15 protein-coding genes are annotated in these 18,612 nt (G+C 57.3%); 5 read left to right on the top strand and 10 right to left on the bottom strand.

Annotation, left to right across the window (positions count from 1 at the left end):
• Window positions 1–24: 24 nt before the first annotated feature.
• The gene (hemL, locus tag SH139x_RS17450; RefSeq protein WP_488351054.1) at window positions 25–1,338 is read left to right on the top strand and encodes a glutamate-1-semialdehyde 2,1-aminomutase; all 1,314 of its coding nucleotides are present in this window, start codon (window positions 25–27) and stop codon (window positions 1,336–1,338) included.
• Window positions 1,339–1,584: 246 nt separating this feature from the next.
• On the opposite strand, the gene SH139x_RS17455 is transcribed toward hemL, so the two are convergent.
• Window positions 1,585–3,762 carry a M56 family metallopeptidase gene (locus tag SH139x_RS17455; protein ID WP_488351055.1) on the bottom strand — a complete coding sequence of 726 codons (2,178 nt, stop codon included), beginning with the start codon at window positions 3,760–3,762 and terminating at the stop codon, window positions 1,585–1,587.
• Entirely contained in the window at window positions 3,746–4,213 is a 468-nt protein-coding gene (locus SH139x_RS17460; RefSeq protein ID WP_488351056.1) for a BlaI/MecI/CopY family transcriptional regulator, read from the bottom strand. The genes SH139x_RS17455 and SH139x_RS17460 overlap by 17 nt, the downstream gene beginning before the upstream one ends.
• A gap of 257 nt (window positions 4,214–4,470) precedes the next feature.
• Between SH139x_RS17460 and SH139x_RS17465 the strand changes: the two genes are divergently transcribed.
• The gene (locus SH139x_RS17465) at window positions 4,471–5,655 is read left to right on the top strand and encodes a GIY-YIG nuclease family protein (RefSeq protein ID WP_488351057.1); all 1,185 of its coding nucleotides are present in this window, start codon (window positions 4,471–4,473) and stop codon (window positions 5,653–5,655) included.
• Window positions 5,656–5,676: 21 nt separating this feature from the next.
• The gene (locus tag SH139x_RS17470) at window positions 5,677–6,441 is read left to right on the top strand and encodes an MBL fold metallo-hydrolase (RefSeq protein ID WP_488351058.1); all 765 of its coding nucleotides are present in this window, start codon (window positions 5,677–5,679) and stop codon (window positions 6,439–6,441) included.
• 592 nt (window positions 6,442–7,033) lie between these two features.
• On the opposite strand, the gene SH139x_RS17475 is transcribed toward SH139x_RS17470, so the two are convergent.
• A complete protein-coding gene (locus tag SH139x_RS17475; RefSeq protein ID WP_488351059.1) occupies window positions 7,034–9,832 on the bottom strand; it encodes a protein kinase domain-containing protein in 2,799 nt (932 codons plus the stop codon).
• Window positions 9,833–10,048: 216 nt separating this feature from the next.
• Between SH139x_RS17475 and hemC the strand changes: the two genes are divergently transcribed.
• Together hemC and SH139x_RS17485 are read left to right on the top strand one after the other, a co-directional pair.
• Window positions 10,049–10,966: a hydroxymethylbilane synthase gene (gene hemC / locus SH139x_RS17480; protein WP_488351060.1), complete on the top strand. Its 918-nt coding sequence runs from the start codon at window positions 10,049–10,051 to the stop codon at window positions 10,964–10,966.
• 492 nt (window positions 10,967–11,458) lie between these two features.
• The gene (locus tag SH139x_RS17485; RefSeq protein WP_488351061.1) at window positions 11,459–11,998 is read left to right on the top strand and encodes a hypothetical protein; all 540 of its coding nucleotides are present in this window, start codon (window positions 11,459–11,461) and stop codon (window positions 11,996–11,998) included.
• A gap of 20 nt (window positions 11,999–12,018) precedes the next feature.
• Here SH139x_RS17485 and SH139x_RS17490 read toward each other — a convergent pair whose 3' ends face one another.
• The 7 genes from SH139x_RS17490 to SH139x_RS17520 form a co-directional block, all read right to left on the bottom strand.
• Window positions 12,019–14,133 (bottom strand): secretin N-terminal domain-containing protein, encoded by a 2,115-nt coding sequence (locus SH139x_RS17490; protein WP_488351062.1) that lies wholly within the window; start codon window positions 14,131–14,133, stop codon window positions 12,019–12,021.
• A gap of 91 nt (window positions 14,134–14,224) precedes the next feature.
• Window positions 14,225–14,896 carry a hypothetical protein gene (locus SH139x_RS17495; protein ID WP_488351063.1) on the bottom strand — a complete coding sequence of 224 codons (672 nt, stop codon included), beginning with the start codon at window positions 14,894–14,896 and terminating at the stop codon, window positions 14,225–14,227.
• Window position 14,897: 1 nt separating this feature from the next.
• Window positions 14,898–16,391 (bottom strand): hypothetical protein, encoded by a 1,494-nt coding sequence (locus SH139x_RS17500; protein WP_488351064.1) that lies wholly within the window; start codon window positions 16,389–16,391, stop codon window positions 14,898–14,900.
• Between the two features lie 156 nt (window positions 16,392–16,547).
• Window positions 16,548–16,985: a hypothetical protein gene (locus SH139x_RS17505; protein ID WP_488351065.1), complete on the bottom strand. Its 438-nt coding sequence runs from the start codon at window positions 16,983–16,985 to the stop codon at window positions 16,548–16,550.
• A complete protein-coding gene (locus tag SH139x_RS17510; protein ID WP_488351066.1) occupies window positions 16,982–17,386 on the bottom strand; it encodes a hypothetical protein in 405 nt (134 codons plus the stop codon). The genes SH139x_RS17505 and SH139x_RS17510 overlap by 4 nt, the downstream gene beginning before the upstream one ends.
• 197 nt (window positions 17,387–17,583) lie before the next feature.
• A complete protein-coding gene (locus SH139x_RS17515; protein ID WP_488351067.1) occupies window positions 17,584–18,009 on the bottom strand; it encodes a hypothetical protein in 426 nt (141 codons plus the stop codon).
• Window positions 18,006–18,422 (bottom strand): GspH/FimT family protein, encoded by a 417-nt coding sequence (locus tag SH139x_RS17520; protein ID WP_488351068.1) that lies wholly within the window; start codon window positions 18,420–18,422, stop codon window positions 18,006–18,008. Before SH139x_RS17520 ends, SH139x_RS17515 begins: the two co-directional genes overlap by 4 nt.
• Window positions 18,423–18,612 lie beyond the last annotated feature (190 nt).

The raw sequence follows: 18,612 nt of genomic DNA on the forward strand, positions 1-18,612 counted from the left end.
CCCCGACTCCGCCGGATTACTAACATGTCGACGACCCAACCAATGTTCGCTGGTCCCCGCAGTCAGGCTGCATTCGCGCGCGCCGGCAAATTGATGCCGGGGGGCGTTAACAGCCCGGCCCGTGCCTTCGGTGCCGTGGGTGGCACGCCGCTGTTTATCGCCAGCGCCCACGGCCCCTATTTGACTGATCTCGATGGCCAAAGCTATCTCGATTACATCGGCTCCTGGGGACCGATGATTCTCGGACATGCGCACCCGCAAGTGATCGAAGCGATCACCGCGGCGGCCGCGCGAGGCACTAGTTTCGGCGCGCCGACCGAGGCGGAGAGCGAACTGGCCGAACGGATCATCGCGGCGGTCCCCAGCGTCGAGAAAGTCCGTTTGGTGAACAGCGGAACCGAAGCCACGATGAGCGCACTGCGGGTCGCTCGCGGTTTTACCGGGCGGGCCAAGGTGATCAAGTTCGCGGGAAATTATCACGGTCACGTCGATGCGTTGCTGGTCTCAGCCGGCAGCGCGGCGGCGACCTTGGGTGTGCCCGATTCACCCGGCGTCACGGCCGGAGCCGGGGGTGACACGATCGTGCTGCCCTATAATGACGCCGAGGCGTTGGCGACCGCCTTTGCCAACTTCCCCGACCAGATCGCCGCCGTGATCGTGGAACCGGTGGCTGGCAACATGGGCTGCGTGCCGCCTCGCGAAGGCTTTCTCGAAGCGGCCCGCCAGTTGACCGAACAACACGGCGCGGTGCTGATTTTCGATGAAGTCATGACCGGCTTTCGCGTCGCCTTCGGCGGTGTTCAGGACCGCTTGAAGGTCACGCCCGACATGACGACTTTGGGCAAGATTGTTGGCGGCGGGATGCCGCTGGGGGCTTACGGCGGTCGCGCTGAAATTATGAATTGCGTGCTGCCGGCCGGAAAAGTTTTCCAGGCCGGGACGCTCAGCGGCAACCCGGTGGCTGTGGCGGCCGGCAATGCCACGCTGAAAATTTTAGCCGAAGATCCGCCTTATGAATATCTCGAACAATTTGCCAATCAACTGGCTGCTGGCCTAGAGTCGGCAGCCAGCAACGCTGGCCTGCCGCACTGCGTCCAGCACGTGGGTGCCATGTTGACGCTGTTCTTTAATCCCGGCCCGGTGACCGATTGGACAACGGCCGCTCAAAGCGATACAGCGCGGTTTGGGAAATTCTTCTGGGGCATGATTCGGCACGGCGTTTATTTGCCTTGCAGTCAGTACGAAGCGATGTTCTTCAGCCGTACGCACACACCGGCTCACATCGAGGAAACGATCGCGGCAGCCCGCCAAGTCTGCAATGAGATCGCCGCAACGTAAAGCGATTGTCCCCAATCGCTTGCGGGACTGCATTGTAAAGCGATTGTCCCCAATCGCTTGCGGGACTACAAACAGCTGGGGACAGCAGTTCTACATTGCAAACAGCTGGGGACAGCAGTTCTACATTGCAAACAGCTGGGGACAGCAGTTCTACATTGCAAACAGCTGGGGACAGCAGTTCTACATTGCAAACAGCTGGGGACAGCAGTTCTACATTGCAAACAGCTGGGGACAGCGGTTTTACAATCAGTTCAACAAAAAGGTCGCAATCGGGTCCAACTCCAGCTCGATCAACAACGTGCTACCGGCAGCATCCTCCGCAATCACTTTTGGTACGGCCGCTTCGATCTTGCCAGCTAGCATTTTGCCTCGCACGGTGTCGCGGTCGACGTTGGACAACATCAACGTGCGAAGGCTTTCAACGGCGACTAGCATATCGGCTGTTGCCACTCCCGGTTTACCGGTCAAGCCGATGCGGACGCTGACCAGCGGCGAAGTCGGGTCCAAATCAATACCCAACCCGAGTGCAGCAAACTGATCGGCCACTTCCAAACTGGTTTGATACTCTTGCGTCAATTCGGCGTCACCCACGTCGGGAATCGGCGGGGCCTTGGCCACTAAAGTGATCGCTCCACCAGCAACTTGCTGCCAAAGCAGCGCCAGCTGGGGATTCGGCTGGCTGCTGTTTTCCCCCGGTTCATCGCAACCAATCGCCAACTCCTTTCCAACCGCCAACTGGGAGACCAAAGCATCCCGATCGGCAACTGACACCGAGGGGCCGAAGTGTTCGACGCTCAACGCCTGAACCAAAGCGGGCCAGTCCACCTCCTGCGTACTCTGAATCACCCCACCGCTGGCTCCCATCTCAAATGACATGGGGCGTTCGTTGCGCGGCTCAAAGCTGAGTGTTAATGCGGGGGCGAATCGCAGCGTCTTCAGAGAGGAAAGCCGCAATCCAAAGTCGGCCGCCGCGGGGCGCGTGCCATCAGCCCGCGGCTCGCACAGTGCGTCCAACACTTCCTGGGAAACAGCTGCCGAAACCAACGGGTGCTGAAATAACCTTTCGATGTCAACTTCCCACACACCCTCGCTGAGCGGAAAGCGTTCGTCGGTGTGCGCTTTGCTGCCCTGAAAAAATGGCGTCGGGGGAAGCGACTTACTATCCAGCGGCCGTGTCGCCACGCGCACCGGTTCATCACCCTGCTGCGGTTCATCGGCTCGCAAAGTCCAACTGCCGACGACCAGCGTCAACATTGTTAAGCCAATTGCCGCACCGGCGGTCGGCCAACCAAGCCCACTCTTGGCCTGCAAACGCTGATTGCCTTCTTGTCCGTGAAGCATCTTGATCCTCCTGATCAAACCATTGGAAATACCGGAAACTCCGATACAGAAACGAAAACGAGAACGTAAACTGGGCTGACCTTGATCAAGCCGCAGACAAAGTTGCACGAGCCCCCGACGATATCCTTGAGGACTCCGCAACAGCGTCGCCGCCAATTGATCCGTGGCCATCTCTTGTGCCAAAGTAAATTGCTTGCGGACCAGGTAAGCCAACGGCTGCATGGCCAACAGCAACATCCCCAACTCGCTGCAAAAACGCCACAACGGATCGCGGCGAAACAAGTGGGCCACCTCATGAGCGAATGCGGTTTCCGACTCCAACTCGCTCCACAGAAAAAACTCCGGCGGCACGTAAACCACTCGGCGAGAAAACGCGTGCACACAGGGTGACGCGACCGCCAAGTGCACACGCAACTCGACAGCGCCGAAGCGAGGATGCCGTTTGACAAACTGCTGCACACCCGCCGGCCACTGAAACTGCGGCACCATCACGCTGCTGCGATACAGCTTGAGCGCGGTGAAAATCCCCAGCACGATCCGAAGCCCTACCAAAGCGGCAAAACAGCCGGCCACCAACAAACCCCAACCGGCCGCACGCGGCAACCAACCTCCATCTGCCACCCGCGCCCAACGCGGCAACCAAGCGAGCGCGGTCCGCGCGTCAACTCCCAAGCCCATTCGCGAGACCGCAGAGTTTTGCTCGCCTGCCATGCCATCCACGTTCGCCGGATCGCCAGCGGAAAACGTAGCATCCGTCATCACCCCATCCGTCATCACCCCATCAGCCATCATCCCATCAGCCCGCGTCAGCTCGGCACGCGCGCTCTCGGCTGAAGACTCGCCCCAGCCCGCCCCAAACCAGTCGACGGGGACGGCCACAGGTCGCGGCAAGGGCAAAAAACTGCCGCCAATCAACAAGCTCGATAGCAACAACCCGCAACCGCAAGTCCGCGCCGCAACAGCCGGAGCACGATCCAATTGACGCTTCGCCCAAACCCAAGAAATGGCCAAAATTACGGCCGCTTGCAAACCACCGCACAGCCAAATCACAGCCAACCAGTTCAGTTCAAAATGTGTCTGCATGTCCAGCTCCCAAGTCCTTTCCAGAGCCATCGTCGTCGCTATCAACGAATCCGTACAAGCTACCGTCTTCAGAGTCCGGTTCACTAAGCAGCGTTTGCAAAAACGCCCGCTCATCTTCAGACAAACGCTGGCGTGCCAACAGCTGCACCAACATCGCTTGCCGCGAGCCCGAGAACAGTCGCGACATTAAATCGGAGAGCAAGTTTTGCGATACTTCCTCAAACGTTTTGGCGGCCCGAAATCGAAACGGTCGCTCCTTGTTCAACTGCCGCAGCACCCCTTTGGCTTCCAAACCGCGAATCACGTTGGCCACCGTCACGTAAGCCAGCGACTCGCCCCGAAGTTCCAGTTGCTCGCGAGCCTCCTCGGCGGTTGCATCCGCACAGTCCCAGAACACGTGCATGATCGCCAACTCCCGCTCGGTCAATTCCCTCGCTCGCGGTCTCGCCATTGTTAACCTCACAGCTCAAGTTTGTGGTCGCATGCTTTGCTTAACCAAATTCGGTTTTCCAAAACTTACAGATAAACTAAAAAGTGGGGCAATAGCAATTAATTTTCTGAGTGACTTGCAGACGCTGGCCGCGATGCGTCAGACTGTTGATTGCCAGAGAATCGTAAAACTCGTTAAAAACAGTCGTAACCGTAAGCAAAAACCACACATACCGTGTGGAAAAACCTTATGGTCACCAAGGATGGAGGCAGGGATGCATGTGGACGGAAGACGTTAAATTTGCTGGTTTCGGACCCAATTCCCTCGATCCACACGCGCCCCGCCAGTTGACTGAAGTGGGGGGCAAACTGCCGGGCGAGCTGCGCAAGGCGGTGCGGACTTCGGTTCCCAAGTTGCCCGGCGTGTACGGCATGCTGGACCGCGACGAGCGGTTGATTTACGTGGGGAAATCGAAGAGTTTGCGGAATCGTTTGCTGAGTTATTTCAATCCGGCGGTCGCCGAGGAGAAGGCGGGCCGGATCATTACGGCGGCTGAGCGAATTGTCTGGGAGGAGTCTTCCTCGGAGTTTGCCGCATTGTTGCGTGAGCAGCAGTTGATTCGGCGTTGGACCCCACGTTGGAACGTGCAGGAGATGCCGCGTCGTCAGCGGTCGGTTTACCTTTGTTTGGGGCGTGGACCGGCGGCTTATTTTTTTCTCTCGCGGGTTCCCCCCAAGGACACGCTCGCCTGCGAGGGGCCATTTCGCGGGGCGGGCCGGATGGGGCAAGCGGTCGACGCACTCAATACATTTTTTCGCTTGCGCGATTGCAAGAACAGCCAGGGATTTCATTTTTCCAATCAGCTGTCGTTGTTCGACGTGGACCATCGGCCGGGCTGTTTGCGATTTGAGATTGGCACCTGCAGCGGGCCCTGCGCGGCGGCCGTGTCGCTGGAGTCTTACAACTCGCAGCTCAATCAGGCGCGGAGCTTTTTAGATGGTTTCAATGCGGAACCATTGATGCAGGTGCAAGAGTCGATGGAGCGGGCTGCGCGTGATTTGAACTTTGAACACGCGGCCAAGCTTCGCGACGACTGGCGTTCGCTGAACTATCTGTACCGTCAACTAGCCTGGCTGGCCGAGGCCCGGGGAAAGTACACATTTGTCTATTCGGTGCCGGGGCACGACGGTCTGGGGATTTGGTATTTCATCAGGGCCGGCGAAGTCAACGACGTGGTCTCAGCACCGACATGTCCGGCCACTTACGGGACGGTTCGCAAGACCGTCAAGCGTTGGGCAGTGGCTGCGGAGCAAACGGTCGATCGCGGTCACGGCCCGTATCCGCACACGTTATCGTTGGTCGCATCTTGGTTCCGCAAAAATGCGGCTCAGCTGCAGCGTGCTTTTCCGCCGGCCGAAGCGGGGCGAAAATATCGCGGCTTGGCACGCTCGGCAGTGGCTTAGCAGGCGACTATATTAGGCGCTATGAAACTCCACTGCTTGGGTACCGCTGGTTACCATCCAAACGATCAACGCCACACCTCCTGCTACTTTTTGCCGGCGGCCGGTTTGGTGTTTGACGCGGGCACGGGGATCTATCGTTTGCCCGCGCTGATCGAAACGGACCACTTGGACATCGTGCTCAGTCACGCTCATCTGGATCACGTGATGGGGCTGACTTTTCTGTTGGACATCCTATACCAGCGACCGGTTGAGCAGGTGCGAATTTGGGGCGACCCAGTCAAGCTCGAGGCGATTCGAACTCATTTGTTTAACGAGCATATTTTCCCGGTGGCCTTGCCGGTTTCCTGGTGTCCGCTGACTCCCGCCGCGACGATCACGATTGGCTTGGGGGGCGAACTGAGTGCTTTCCCGCTGGAGCATCCCGGAGGATCTTTAGGCTTTCGCGTCGACTGGGGAGCCCGAACCGTGGTCGGCGAGCACTCGTTTGCGTACGTCAGCGACACGACGGGGGACCTGCACGCCGAATATGTGCAGCGGATTCACAACGTTGATCTGCTGTTACACGAGTGTAACTTTCGCGACTCGGCCCGAGAGTGGGCGATCAAGACGGGGCATTCCTGGACGAGTCTAGCAGCCGAGATCGCGCGGAAAGCCGAGGTCGGGCAATTATTGCTAGCGCACATCAATCCACTGGAGACGACTGACGATCCAGTCGACGTGGCTGTCGCTCGGCGGTTGTTCGGTAACACCGCGTTGGCCACGGACAACTTGGTGATCGAGTTTTAAAGTAAACTCGTTTAACAGTCAGTCCCAGGCGTACTCTTCCCTAAACAATACTACCAAACAACGTACGCCTCCGGCTAACGGTTAAACGAATGGCCGCCAGTAATCTCGTTTAACAGTCAGTCCCAGGCGTACTCTTCCCAAAAAAACACAACCAAATAACGTACGCCTCCGGCTAACGGTTAAACGAATGGCCGCCAGTAATCTCGTTTAACAGTCAGCCGCAGGCGTACTCGTCCCTAAACAACACAACCAAACAACGTACGCCTCCGGCTGACGGTTAAACGAATGGCCGCCAGCAAACTCGTTTAACAGTCAGCCGCAGGCGCACTCTTCCCAAAACAATAAAACCAAACAACGTACGCCTCCGGCTAACGGTTAAACGAATGGCCGCCAGTAATCTCGTTTAATCGTCAGCCGCAGGCGCACTCTGCCCAAAACAATAAAACCAGACAACGTACGCCTCCGGCTAACGGTTAAACGAATGGCCGCCAGTAATCTCGTTTAACAGTCAGTCCCAGGCGCACTCTGCCCTCAACAATACTGCCAAACAACGTACGCCTCCGGCTAACGGTCAAACGATATACCCCTCGTGCTACTGAGTGAGCACGATATCCTCGACCCAATCGGTCCAGCTTTGCAGTTGCTCGGGCGACAGCAATGGGGCTGGGAAATTTGGTAGCCGCGAGGTTTCGCCCGTGCTGCCGTTGCGCAGCCGCAGCGTCAACAAGCCATCGATGTTGACTTCGAAGATCACCTCCAACGGCGTTTCCGGCGGCAGCTCGGGCAAAGGCTGTGAACCGAGCGATCGCCAAGGATGATCGATGCCTCCCGCCGACTCGACAATGGTAAGCGAACGGGTGTCGGCAGAGGAACTATTGCGATTCAACCGGCGGCCGGTACGGGCTGGCAGGGCGGTACCTTGAGGAATGACTGGGAAAGTGCTCGACTGTGATTTACCCGGCAGGTAGGCCAACAACCCCAAGTCATAAGTCGCGGCGGCCTGCGGTGGTCTGGCGGCTCCTTCACGTCCCGGCAATTCGGCGGCAGCAACCAGCGCCGCGCCCTGGGCCAGCGCGCGACGATCGACGGGAATAATCTCAATCGCCGCGTGGTCATCGTCTCGGCTCAGCAGGTCAAGCAGCGCCTTACGCACGTGCGACAAGCGTGTCAGCGAACCGATCGTCAAAATTCGCTCAACCTGATCAGTTGTAATGTTGGCTTTGGCAATCGCTTGGCTGACCGCTTCCAACAGGCTGGTAATTAAGCCGTTACCCGCGGCAATTAACATGGCTCGCGAGACGGGGACCGTGCGAGTTTTTCCGGCAGCCCGAAACTGGACGTCAATCTGCTCGCGGAGCAGCAAGTCCTTGATCGCTTTCTCGCAAGCTTGTTGCAGACGACTGGCGTCTCGCAACCTTTGACGAGGATCGATCCCATGCAATCGCAAACACTGCTCGGCCACGAGGTCGATTAAACGTCGTTGCCAGGTTAACGCACCGGCCAACCAAGTTCCGGCAGTTGCAATGGTTTCGAGCCGTCCCCCGATGTGCCGCAGGACCATTGCTTCGCAGCCCAGACCGGTCAAACTCGCCACGACCCAATGTTGCAGATCCCCAGCGGCTGGCAGCGGCCCGGCGGCCAAGTCGGGATGGAGTTGACTTTGCCCGGCCGCCAAACCTCGATCGACGAGGCGGATCGAGTGAAAGCCAGCGATTTTAGCAGCATGCAGGATGGAGCGGCGATGCAATTGATCGTAACAAGCGGGGACCGTGAGCGCGACGACGGCGGGGCGTCCTTTGCGCTGCCAAGCAGTCACGCGAACTTGCCTGAGCATCATCGCCAACAAGACTTCCGGCGGGCACTGGCGATCCATCACTCGCCGATCGACCCGTGACTGGCCCAAATAGAGATGCGCGCTGTGTACCAATGCCTGAGGATGATCAAGCCGATGCTGCATCGCCTCTTCGCCATACACCAGCCGGCCAGCATGGCTCGACAAAGCTGCTCGCAAAGTAGGATTTTGCGGTCCACCCGCTGAAACGAATTCCAACGCGCCAGTCGGGTCTGAAATCGCGGCCGCGATGTGAGTCATGCCCAAATCGATGCCGAACGCTAAGTGAGAATTAGAAGTCGTGGATGGCGCATCGCTGGCCGTTGGCATATCGCCGCTTGAGAAAACGGGACCAATCCCCGCAAGCCAAGAGGGCGTTCCGCCGGCGGCCATCCAAGCGTTGATGTCTTCCAGCGTTTCCGCCAGCGAGCTATAGCGATCCTGCGGACGCTTGGCCATCATGCGTTGGAAAATGTGATCGAGTCGCAAGTCAACGTCGCGGCGAACGCTGAATAAATCAGGGATCGGCCCTTCGCGGTGCTGTCTTAGTTGTTCCAGCATTTCACCCGCGTAGGGCGACCGTCCGGCGAGCAGATAAAACAGTGTCGCGCCGAGCGAATAAATGTCGGCGCGACTATCAACCGCGTCCGGATTCTCCAGTTGTTCCGGCGCGATGTATTGGAACGTACCAACCAAGAACCCGCGTCGCGAAGGCTGCTCCAGATCGTCATGACGGATGGTTGCCAACCCCAAGTCGAGCACTTTCACGGTGCCATCGAGGGCCAGCATCAAGTTGCCAGGTTTGACATCACGATGCACGATCCCGGCAGCGTGTGCGAACGATAAACCGGTCGCCGCCCCGCGAATCCACTTGACCGCTTCCAACACCGGCAAAGGCCCGCGTCGCCCGACGAGCTGAGAAAATGTTTCCCCTTCGACATACTCCATGGCCAAGTAATGCGAGCCGTCAATCTCTCCCGCATCAAAGGCCGTGACGATATTGGGATGCAGCAGACGGGCCGCCGCGCGGACTTCTGAATAAAATCGCTGCACCGCTTCTTGGGCTCGCATCCGTTCCGGGGACAACGTTTTTAAAGCCACCACGCGAGCCATCCGCACGTGCTCGGCCTTGTAAACTCGCCCCATCCCGCCAGCACCAATCAACGATTCGATGGCGTACTCGCCGAGTTGCTTAGGGATTTCCGGGACATGCAGATCGAGCTCGAAATCGTCGCTCCCCCCTGACCCGCCAAATTGACTCGAAAACCCCAGTTCCTGGGTGACGGTGACATCGAGCGGAATTTGATCGGCGGTCACCTGCCCTTCCAAATTGATCCGCGGTCCCGACTCCCCACTGGTCGCAGGTTGCTGGTTTGGCGTACCATGACCAACGTCGTCAGCCAAGTCGTCCGCCCGTTCTCGGGGCTCCCCCAAACCGCCATCGCGATCCGCCGGCTGGCTCGATTTGTTGGCGTCACCATGATCACGCGACGTGGCGGGATGTTGCTCCGCACGTTCTTCGTCATGATCGCCTGGCGGTCCACCGCTATTGGAAACCACTGAGGGGATTCCCGTACCAAGAGAGACAAGTCAAGATTCAGACTTTGGTCTGAGCCGAATTTCTGCGACTAACACTTTAGCATTATACGCAAAGCGAGTCGGAACTACCATTCCCAAAGGATGAAATCCACGATCTGTGGATGGTGACCGACAACGTGATTGCTGCTAAACATTCTATAGATTAGCTGCCCAGCAGGGTGAGGGAAACAATTTCTGATGATACGTATCGCCACTCGCCGGAGTCCGTTGGCCCGCTGGCAAGCCGATTGGGTTGCTGCCGCCCTGCGTGCTGCCGGGCACGAGGTTCAGCTAATTTTACTCACCAGCGAAGGCGACGTTAATCAACAAACGATCGATGGTTCACAAACCGTTGGCTTGTTCACCAAGAGGATTCAACAGGCGGTCCTTTCCGGGGAAGCCGATGTGGCTGTGCACAGTCTCAAAGACCTACCCACGCAACTCGACACGGGGCTTGAATTGGTTGCCGTGCCGACGCGAGCTCCAGTCGCTGATTGCCTGATTACGGCGGATGGAATTTCCTTCGAGCAATTGCCTGCCGGAGCCCGTTTGGGGACCGGCAGTCGACGGCGGGCCGCTCAAATGCTTTCCCAACGTGCCGATTTGCAGATCGAAGCGATCCGCGGCAACGTGCAGACGCGTTTGGAGAAGCTAGCGGGGGAAGGGTTTGATGGGGTGATTCTGGCCGAGGCCGGCTTGTTGCGTTTGGGGCTGGAAAACCACACCGCCCAACGACTTTCCCTCGACTGGATGCTGCCCGCCCCTGGTCAAGGCGCTTTGGGGCTGGAAACACGTCCTGACGACCAGTTGAGCAAGGACGCGTTGCAGGCATTGAATTCGCCCAGCACGCAAGCTTGCGTGACCGCGGAACGTGCCGTGCTCCGCGAACTGAAAGCTGGCTGTTTAGCACCGGTGGCCGCGCTCGCTCGGGTCGAAAACGCCACGCTCACTCTGCGGGCCGCTGTGCTTTCGCTCGACGGCCAAACGCGTTTGGAGACGACCGTGGCGATCGACTGCCCAGAGCCCGAGATGCTCGCCGCCGAAGAACTAGGGATGCAAGTTGCTGAGAGATTATTGGACCAAGGAGCCGGGCCCTTGATTGCCGCAGCCCGCTGAGGACTCGATTGTAGAACCACTTTCCCCAGCTGTTTGCAGTGTAGAACCGCTGTCCTCAGCTGTTTGCAGTGTAGAACCGCTGTCCCCAGCTGTTTGCGGTAACGCAAGCGATTGGGGACAATCGCTCTACATTGTAGAACCGCTGTCCTCAGCTGTTTGCAGTGGCCGCAAGCGATTGGGGACAATCGCTCTACATTGTAGAACCGCGGTCCTCAGCTGTTTGCAGTCCCGCAAGCGATTGGGGACAATCGCTCTACATTGTAGAACCGCGGTCCTCAGCTGTTTGCAGTCCCGCAAGCGATTGGGGACAATCGCTCTACATTGTAGAACCGCTGTCCTCAACTGTTTGCAGTGGCCGCAAGCGATTGGGGACAATCGCTCTACTATGCACAGGCCCTAAGCGATTGGTGACAATCGCTCTACTATGCCTGCCCACCAACTGTCATTTTGCGAGCTAGACTTGGCCATCCAGTTCCTACGTTTGACCTGATCATGGCACCTGAAGCTATGCCGTTGTTGATGTTGAATCTCCGCTGTGGTTGCAATCCCCGCTGGCGAACCAATCGCTTGCAGCTTGTCGCCTGCAGTCTCATGCTGATGCTTATTGTCGGTTGTTCGGATTCCGCGGGCTGGATCGATATGGCCAACCAACAAATGGACGCGCAACCGATCTCGATTGCACCTCCGCTCGACATTATCGATGCGAATCCGCAAACCAACAGCGAATTCAAACCTGAAAATCCTGACCGGGTCAATCCATTCGTCTATACCGGCTCGCACGCATCGAGTGATGGTAGCACTTACACCGGTCCGCTATCGTCAGTATTGGTGCAAGGTTTTGCCAGTTCGGCCGGCGATGAAAAAGCGGTGATTTTGCAAATTGCCGGAGAAACGCACACCATGCGAGAAACTGAAACTATCGCTGGGATCAAGGTAATCCAAATTACCCCACCCGTCGTTAAGCTCAGTTCGGGCACTTCCGAATGGACTGCTTCCCTCTTCGATCGTTCCAAGGTACCCGCTCGCGATTAACGCCCAACCGGGACAAAACGTCATCGATTCAACTCTACGGGGCGGGCCTTTTGGACCGCGCCGCGCCGACTGCTGTGCTGACTCCGGCTGGCCTGAGAGACTCGCAGCGGTTGCCCTTGCGGAGCCTTAGCCCGTGGGGACTCAACACGTGTCGGCTGCAAGCCGCTCGATTGAAAGTTGGGGCTCCCCAAGGCTTCATACGGAATAATCCCAGTCGGCTGCTTATCAGCATGGATGTCCAAACCAAACTCGCCGATCAGTCCACCATTAAAAGGACGCGACGTGGGTGCCCCGCCATTCACGTTGCGACGACGGTGATGGTAGACACAATGCGGATCCTTGCAGTCGTCCACCAGCGGACAAAGATCGGCGATGGGAATCGAATTCAACTCGATCTCCGAGACATCAATCGCAGCCGCTTCCCGGGGGTCGGCCAGATGATATGGGGAAATGATTTCAGGCCGCAGAAATACCAACAGCTCACTCTCTGAAATCCCCGAATCATGAGCGCGGAACAGTTTGCCCAGCTTGCGAATATTCATCAGCCCAGGCAAACCCGACACCGCATCTCGCATTTGCTTGCGTCTCAGGCCCCCGATCACCAACGTGTGTCGATCGGCCACGCGAACATCGGTCTCCGCTTGCCGGCTGTCGATCAAAGGCTGGCCGTTGACGAATTCAACGAGCGTGCTGAACTCGGGCCGCACCTTCATCTGAATCGTGCCATCGCGAGCAATTCGCGGCGTCACCGTCAGTACGATCCCAGCTTCCTCAAAAGCGGTCGTGCCAATGTTTCCCCCTTCGGCCGTTTGCGTCAATTGTTGAAAGGGAATCTTGGTGACGATTTTAATCGAAGCTTCGCTGCGATCCTCAACCGTGATCGTGGGATCGGCCAATAATTGGGCACCGCGAGTTTCGTCCAAAGCACGAATCACGTTTCCCAAAGTTAGCGTATCTTGCAACGTTCCCAAAGTGATCGCTGCCCCAGTCATCGCAACGGCCGCGGCGCCATCTGCGGCTCCCCCAGCCGCGCCACCCGCTGCTGCGCCTCCGGCCGCACCGCCCGCCGCGGCATCCAGCGCTTCGCCACCGAACATCCCGTTGATCGATAACTGGTTACCCCAGTCGATCCCCAACTCCTCACCGCGGCGCAGCTCAACGTCGTAGATCAACGCGGAGATCCGCACTTGCATGCGCGGCCGATCCAACTGTTCCACAATCTGCTCCGCCATCCGCAATTGCTTCGGTGTGCCCAACACCATCAGGCGATTCTCGGTCGCCATCACGCTCAGCCGCACGCTTTCGCCCAAGGTATCGGTCAGCGGTCCCTGCAACTCCTCAGCGGCAACAAACTGGGGAGCAAAATAGACGATCGACTCCTCGTTCGCTGCTTCCGCCGCATTCGCGGCACTGCCGGGTGCGGGGAGCCGGTTTGGCTGAATGGTTTGATCTTGAGCAACGGCGGAGGGGCCGCCAGGCTGCGTCTGCAGTTGCGTCAAGAACTCGCGCACCCGTTCGATATTTTCGCGGTAATCGACTACCAAAAGGCTGTTGTTAACCGACAGGGCTTGAATCTGCCCACGCGGGCTAATCAACAACCCGGCCGCTTTCAAAATCGATTCCTGCTGTTCCGCCGTGCCCGGCATAGCCAATGATTCGGAGACAAGATTCGGGTCATCCATCCCGATCTTGTCTAGGGAAACGATTACCAGACTTTGTCCGCTCAAGCGATACCCATACCCGTTGGCACCCAAAATAGCATCCAGCACTTCCGCTAGAGGTGCTTGTGAGAAAACTCCAGATACGTCCCCTTTAACTTCACCACCAGCAACAATGTTTACACCCCACACCTCGGACAACGAAAAAATGGCTTCGGCTAAAGGTGTCTTACGGAATGATACGTCGCCCGGTTGCAGCAACATGTCGCGAACTGAGAGATGATCCGAAATAGCGGTCGTTGGTGAGTCTGTTCGCCGGCCGGCGAAGGTGACAGTCGAATTGGTTTCCGTAATTCCAGCATCATTGAAGCCTGGTGGCGTCGGCGAGTTATCGAGTGGTGTCTGACCAGGCAAGCTCAAGGGAACCAGCCCGGCGGCCACCAAGCAGACGAACCCGGGAATATGCGACCGTATCATCCGCCGCAGTAGGCGGATTCTTGGTGAGAGATTGCTAGGTCTTCGAGGCCCATCCATGGAAACTCATCCAATTGCTATTTGCTGTCTTTAACTAAACATTTAAGTCGCTTGGTGCCCCGGAATTTGCCACATCCAATGGCAAGCCTTCGAACTCATCCTCCGCCGCCTCTCGCTCCTTGATGCCGAAAAATTTTATCCGCAGCTCCATCTGAATTGCTTGCCCAGTCACGTCGACCGGTTGCAACGAGATGAACTCCGTCACGGCCAAATAATTTGCCTCGACAATTTCTTTACACAATGTCTGGATTGCTGAAAAATCTCCCGTAACGGTCAGGTGCAGCTGTGTCGTTACCAGGTCAAAACCTTCTCCCGCAAATCCGCTGTCAGATGCACTGACCAGCGGATCATCCTCCGGCCCCTTCCATGGACGCGTCTGAGGATCGGTCACTCGAGCCTGACGTATCCGACACCCATGGTCTCGCACCATTTCCACGATCTTATCACGGAACGTGTTCATGGATTCCGCAGTGATCGAACGCTGCTCGTAAGTCGCTAACTTCTCGGAGAGTTGCTCGTGTCGCGCCTCCATGCTGTTTCGCTGATCGAACAGTCGCTGGTGTTCGTCTCGCAACTCTTCGATGTCTCGCACCACTTGCCGGTGATGCAGATATTCATCGGCCAGCGGCCAGCCAATGAAAAGGAATGCTAGGCAGCTTCCGACGGTAGCGATTACCCTGATGTAAACAATGTAGCGCTTATGCATGTCATACCTCTTCTACTGTTGTCGCGTGCCGCATCCGAATCACGATCGCAAAGTCCATCTCGGGGTCGCCAACATCGCCTCGGGGATTAGTTCCCTCCAACTGCACGTCAGCAATCCCAGGCAGCTTCCGCAGGCCGGAGGTGACATCGAAAATAATTGATTCGCTAAGGGTTGTGCCGGTTATGCGAATTGTGCCATCAATACTCAGTTGGATGCGTGTCAGCTTCGTAGCATCTGGTAGACATTGAGGAATTTGACTTAACAATAAACTCGCATATTCACCACGCTCTAACTTCCCATCAACCGCCTCAAAAACCTCTAAGCGCTCCTCAAATTCGTCCACCGCGATCGCCCGAGCGCGAAACTTGACAAGCTCACCCCGCAACGTACCGGAGACTTTTGAGAAATCATCTTCCAGCTGTCGATACCGTTCAACACCAGTAAATAAGCCAACGACGATCGCCGCCACCGCCAGCACCGGGCTGACCGTCCAAAGTAGATGGTGCCCAAACGATTTCTGCTTGGCGACCCTGACCGAGGATAACAAGTCGGCGATTTGCAACTCCGCATTGCTGGTATCGAAAGTGCGGGCCGCCGACACCGCTCCGATCCAGCAACTATCGAAAGCGTCTTCGGGTAATTCCCAGCCGGGCAATAGTGCTTCAACCGTTAATAACCGAATTGTCAACGCAGACTGGTTCTCAAAAGTCTTTGCTGTGATGCGAGCTTTATTGGCTGGTCCATAAATGTAAACTTCGGCCAACTCACTACCGCTCAAATGACGATGGCGTTGACAAAACCTGTGCAGCCGAGACATGTGTCCACACAGCGTCTCGCCGAATCGCTCGGATTCGCGAGCTGCCGAAGGGCGATAGTCGAGCAACAAACGCCCCGCTTGTACAATCCCCACATCCCACTGCGTTCCCGAGCCGTCCGCCAGCAGCAAAGGCGAGTCATTGCTGACCACGGCTGGCATTATCCTCGCCACTGCCACCATCGCCGGTTCGATGCTGGTGGGCGTCAAACCGCACTCCCTGAGAGACTGCTGTACCGATTCAATCACCCGCCGATTGGCAACACCCGTGACCGCGTACTCACTTTTGTTATTGATCAAGTGCCGATAGCCACCGGTGATCTTTTCGCCGGGGCCCAGCGAGAGATAGCGAGGAATACGCGTCGCCAAGCGTTGCAGGTTACGTTCGACTTCCTGCGGTGTCCCCGTTGTCACACGCGTCACACAGTAGTCACCGTCGAGCACCACCGCCAATGGCCAACGTCGAATCGAATGCCGATCGCTAAGGACCTGGAAAGCTGCTTCTATGCTTTCTAAGTGATCAGTCCCCGACGAGACTTCAACGGCGTCCAATGTCAAAGAACGCGTGCCATCCTGGTCTGTGGTCAGGATCGCCAAGCGTACCGTCTCGCCCCCAATATGCAATCCGCAGACCCGCTGCTCTCGTCGCTTTCGTTTCAACATCACAAGGTACCAAACCATTTGTTGCTAGCCGATCATACAATCCAATCCTTGGTGCCGCTGTCGGGCGGGGATCCTTGTAAAGCTAGCTTGCACTTTGTGACGCGAGAGCTGGAAATCACCGCCAATTTCAGGGCAGAAGCACCGGATGGAGCAGTGTTTCCCACTGACTGATTGCTACAGTCGACTGGGGTCGACCACAATCTGTTCCCTGACAATCGTTCCCTGGTACTGGGCGGTAGAAAAGACCGTTAGTTGGCCAGTGGCGTTGGTGGCGATGCTCACGGAACTGACAACGCCGATGCCAATCTCTGGGCCGGTCACGGCCACCGGACCGCGGAGCGTCGGATCACGTCGTAGCATGGCGACGCCACGATGCGCTGCGCCCTGCGCGGCACAACGTGCCACCCTCCGCTGCTGCTCGACAGTGGTCCACATTTGATCATTGCGACTAACTCGCAACATGGTAACTGACAATACGCCGACCACGCCCGCCATGATCATCACGACCAGCATGGCAATGCCACGCCGTCCCCGCGCGATCTTTCTCTTGCCAATCAAATCAGGACGCTCTCGCAGCAGGCTGCCGCAGCAGGCTTTGTTCCCGTTGTTCATTTCAACCAATCCAATGCCACAATGCGAGTTCGGCTGGTAACAGGTTGCAATCCGCTGGCTTCGCCCGCCGTCAACTGAATTTGCACCGCTCGGCCTTGCCCGCTGGGATCCGAAAAGACCAATTGCTGAACCGGCTCCGATACAACCTGTCGCACGCTGCCTTGTTCCAGGATCAACTGACGCCCTGAACGCCACAGCGTCCGGTTCAACAGGGGGTTCGCCGAATGATTACTCAAAACCAACCGGTTAGCCGAAGCAAGCTGCACGTTGTCACTCTGCCGAATTTGGTCCTCGATCCAACGCAAGGTCGTGGTTGCGACATCTGCCGAGGAAGTTTGCTCTTGATTTCGCAACAGCGCTACCGCGGCCTGCAGCGTCCCGGTCAATACGATACTTAACATTGCAAAGATGGTAAGACTCGTCACCGCCTCTAACAATGTCACACCACGCCGCGGAGGTTTGCTCCTTGGACTCGTGCGGCTGGCGCCGGGAAAGTCAGCAGTGGACGCCTCGATTACCCTTGCTTTGCGCGGAAAGCCGTTGGCGACCGAGGTTGACGAGTGCCCGACAGTGTATGATTTTTTGCAGCCCATATTTCTCACCAAGGTCGAGCGATTTGGGTAACGAACCGAACGGGGGGAACAAGTCTCGTCGCCCCCACGCTGAGATGTTCCAGCGTCACGGCGACCGTCAACAAATCGCGTTGGCTGTCGTAGGGTTGGACGCTCACGCGTTGTCGTATCGAGTCACCTGGTAAAAAATTCACCGTGCGATCGGCAGCAACACCGGCTGGTAAAATTCCACTCGCGGCACCTGCAAAACTGGCAGGATCGCCAACCGCGATCCGCACCGCATCGATGATTCCTTCGCCACGAACTGCCATTTCTTCACGCACTTGATTGCGTCGCTGCTGAAATTGAGCATCACGCGTCATCTGCACGGTGGGCACCAACAAACTCGCGCCAATCCCGGCGGCCAACAATGTATCGAGAAGCGATAAGCCTCGCCGGCGACAACGTTTCATGGTCGGTTTATCCTGATCACACCCGAAGCCTGATACAGTCTCAAACGATACTCCCGCCCGGTAAAGCCGACGCCCAGGTCTAAACTTCGGTTGGCCGTACCGGAGGCATCGAAACGGATACTTCCCGGCCAACCCCTGACGCTCACGCCCGGCGGAGCGACCAGTGGTACGATGATCGGTTGAGTGAGAGTCAATCCGCCGCCGGTAACCATCTGTTCTACCCATTGTCCACTCGCCACGGCGGCCAAACGGACTTCCACGGGACGTTGCTTGGCGATCGCGGTTTGCCGAGCCATTCGCAGAGTGCTGGCAAGCTCATCGACAGCACCCCGCGCGTTGGCTGCTTGAGTGGTGGAGGGTCTCAATGAAGCAATCGCGGCATAACCAGCAGCCGCCGTAATCGTGACCGCCATGAGAATTTCAAACAGCGTAAACCCCTTGCGAGAATCAACGCCTGAACGGTGTCTAGCACCGCAGCGGTTCGGTCCTCGGGATTGCGGTTGCGAGCGATTGATGTTCATCGGGAACGACAGTAGAAGAGGAGTCAAACCCATAATACGGCAGCAACTCTGGTACAAAATACCAGAGTTGCAAAGTCCACAC

The sequence above is a fragment of the Kothea flammea genome (assembly GCF_052161645.1).
GTDB lineage: Bacteria > Planctomycetota > Planctomycetia > Pirellulales > Pirellulaceae > Laterigemmans.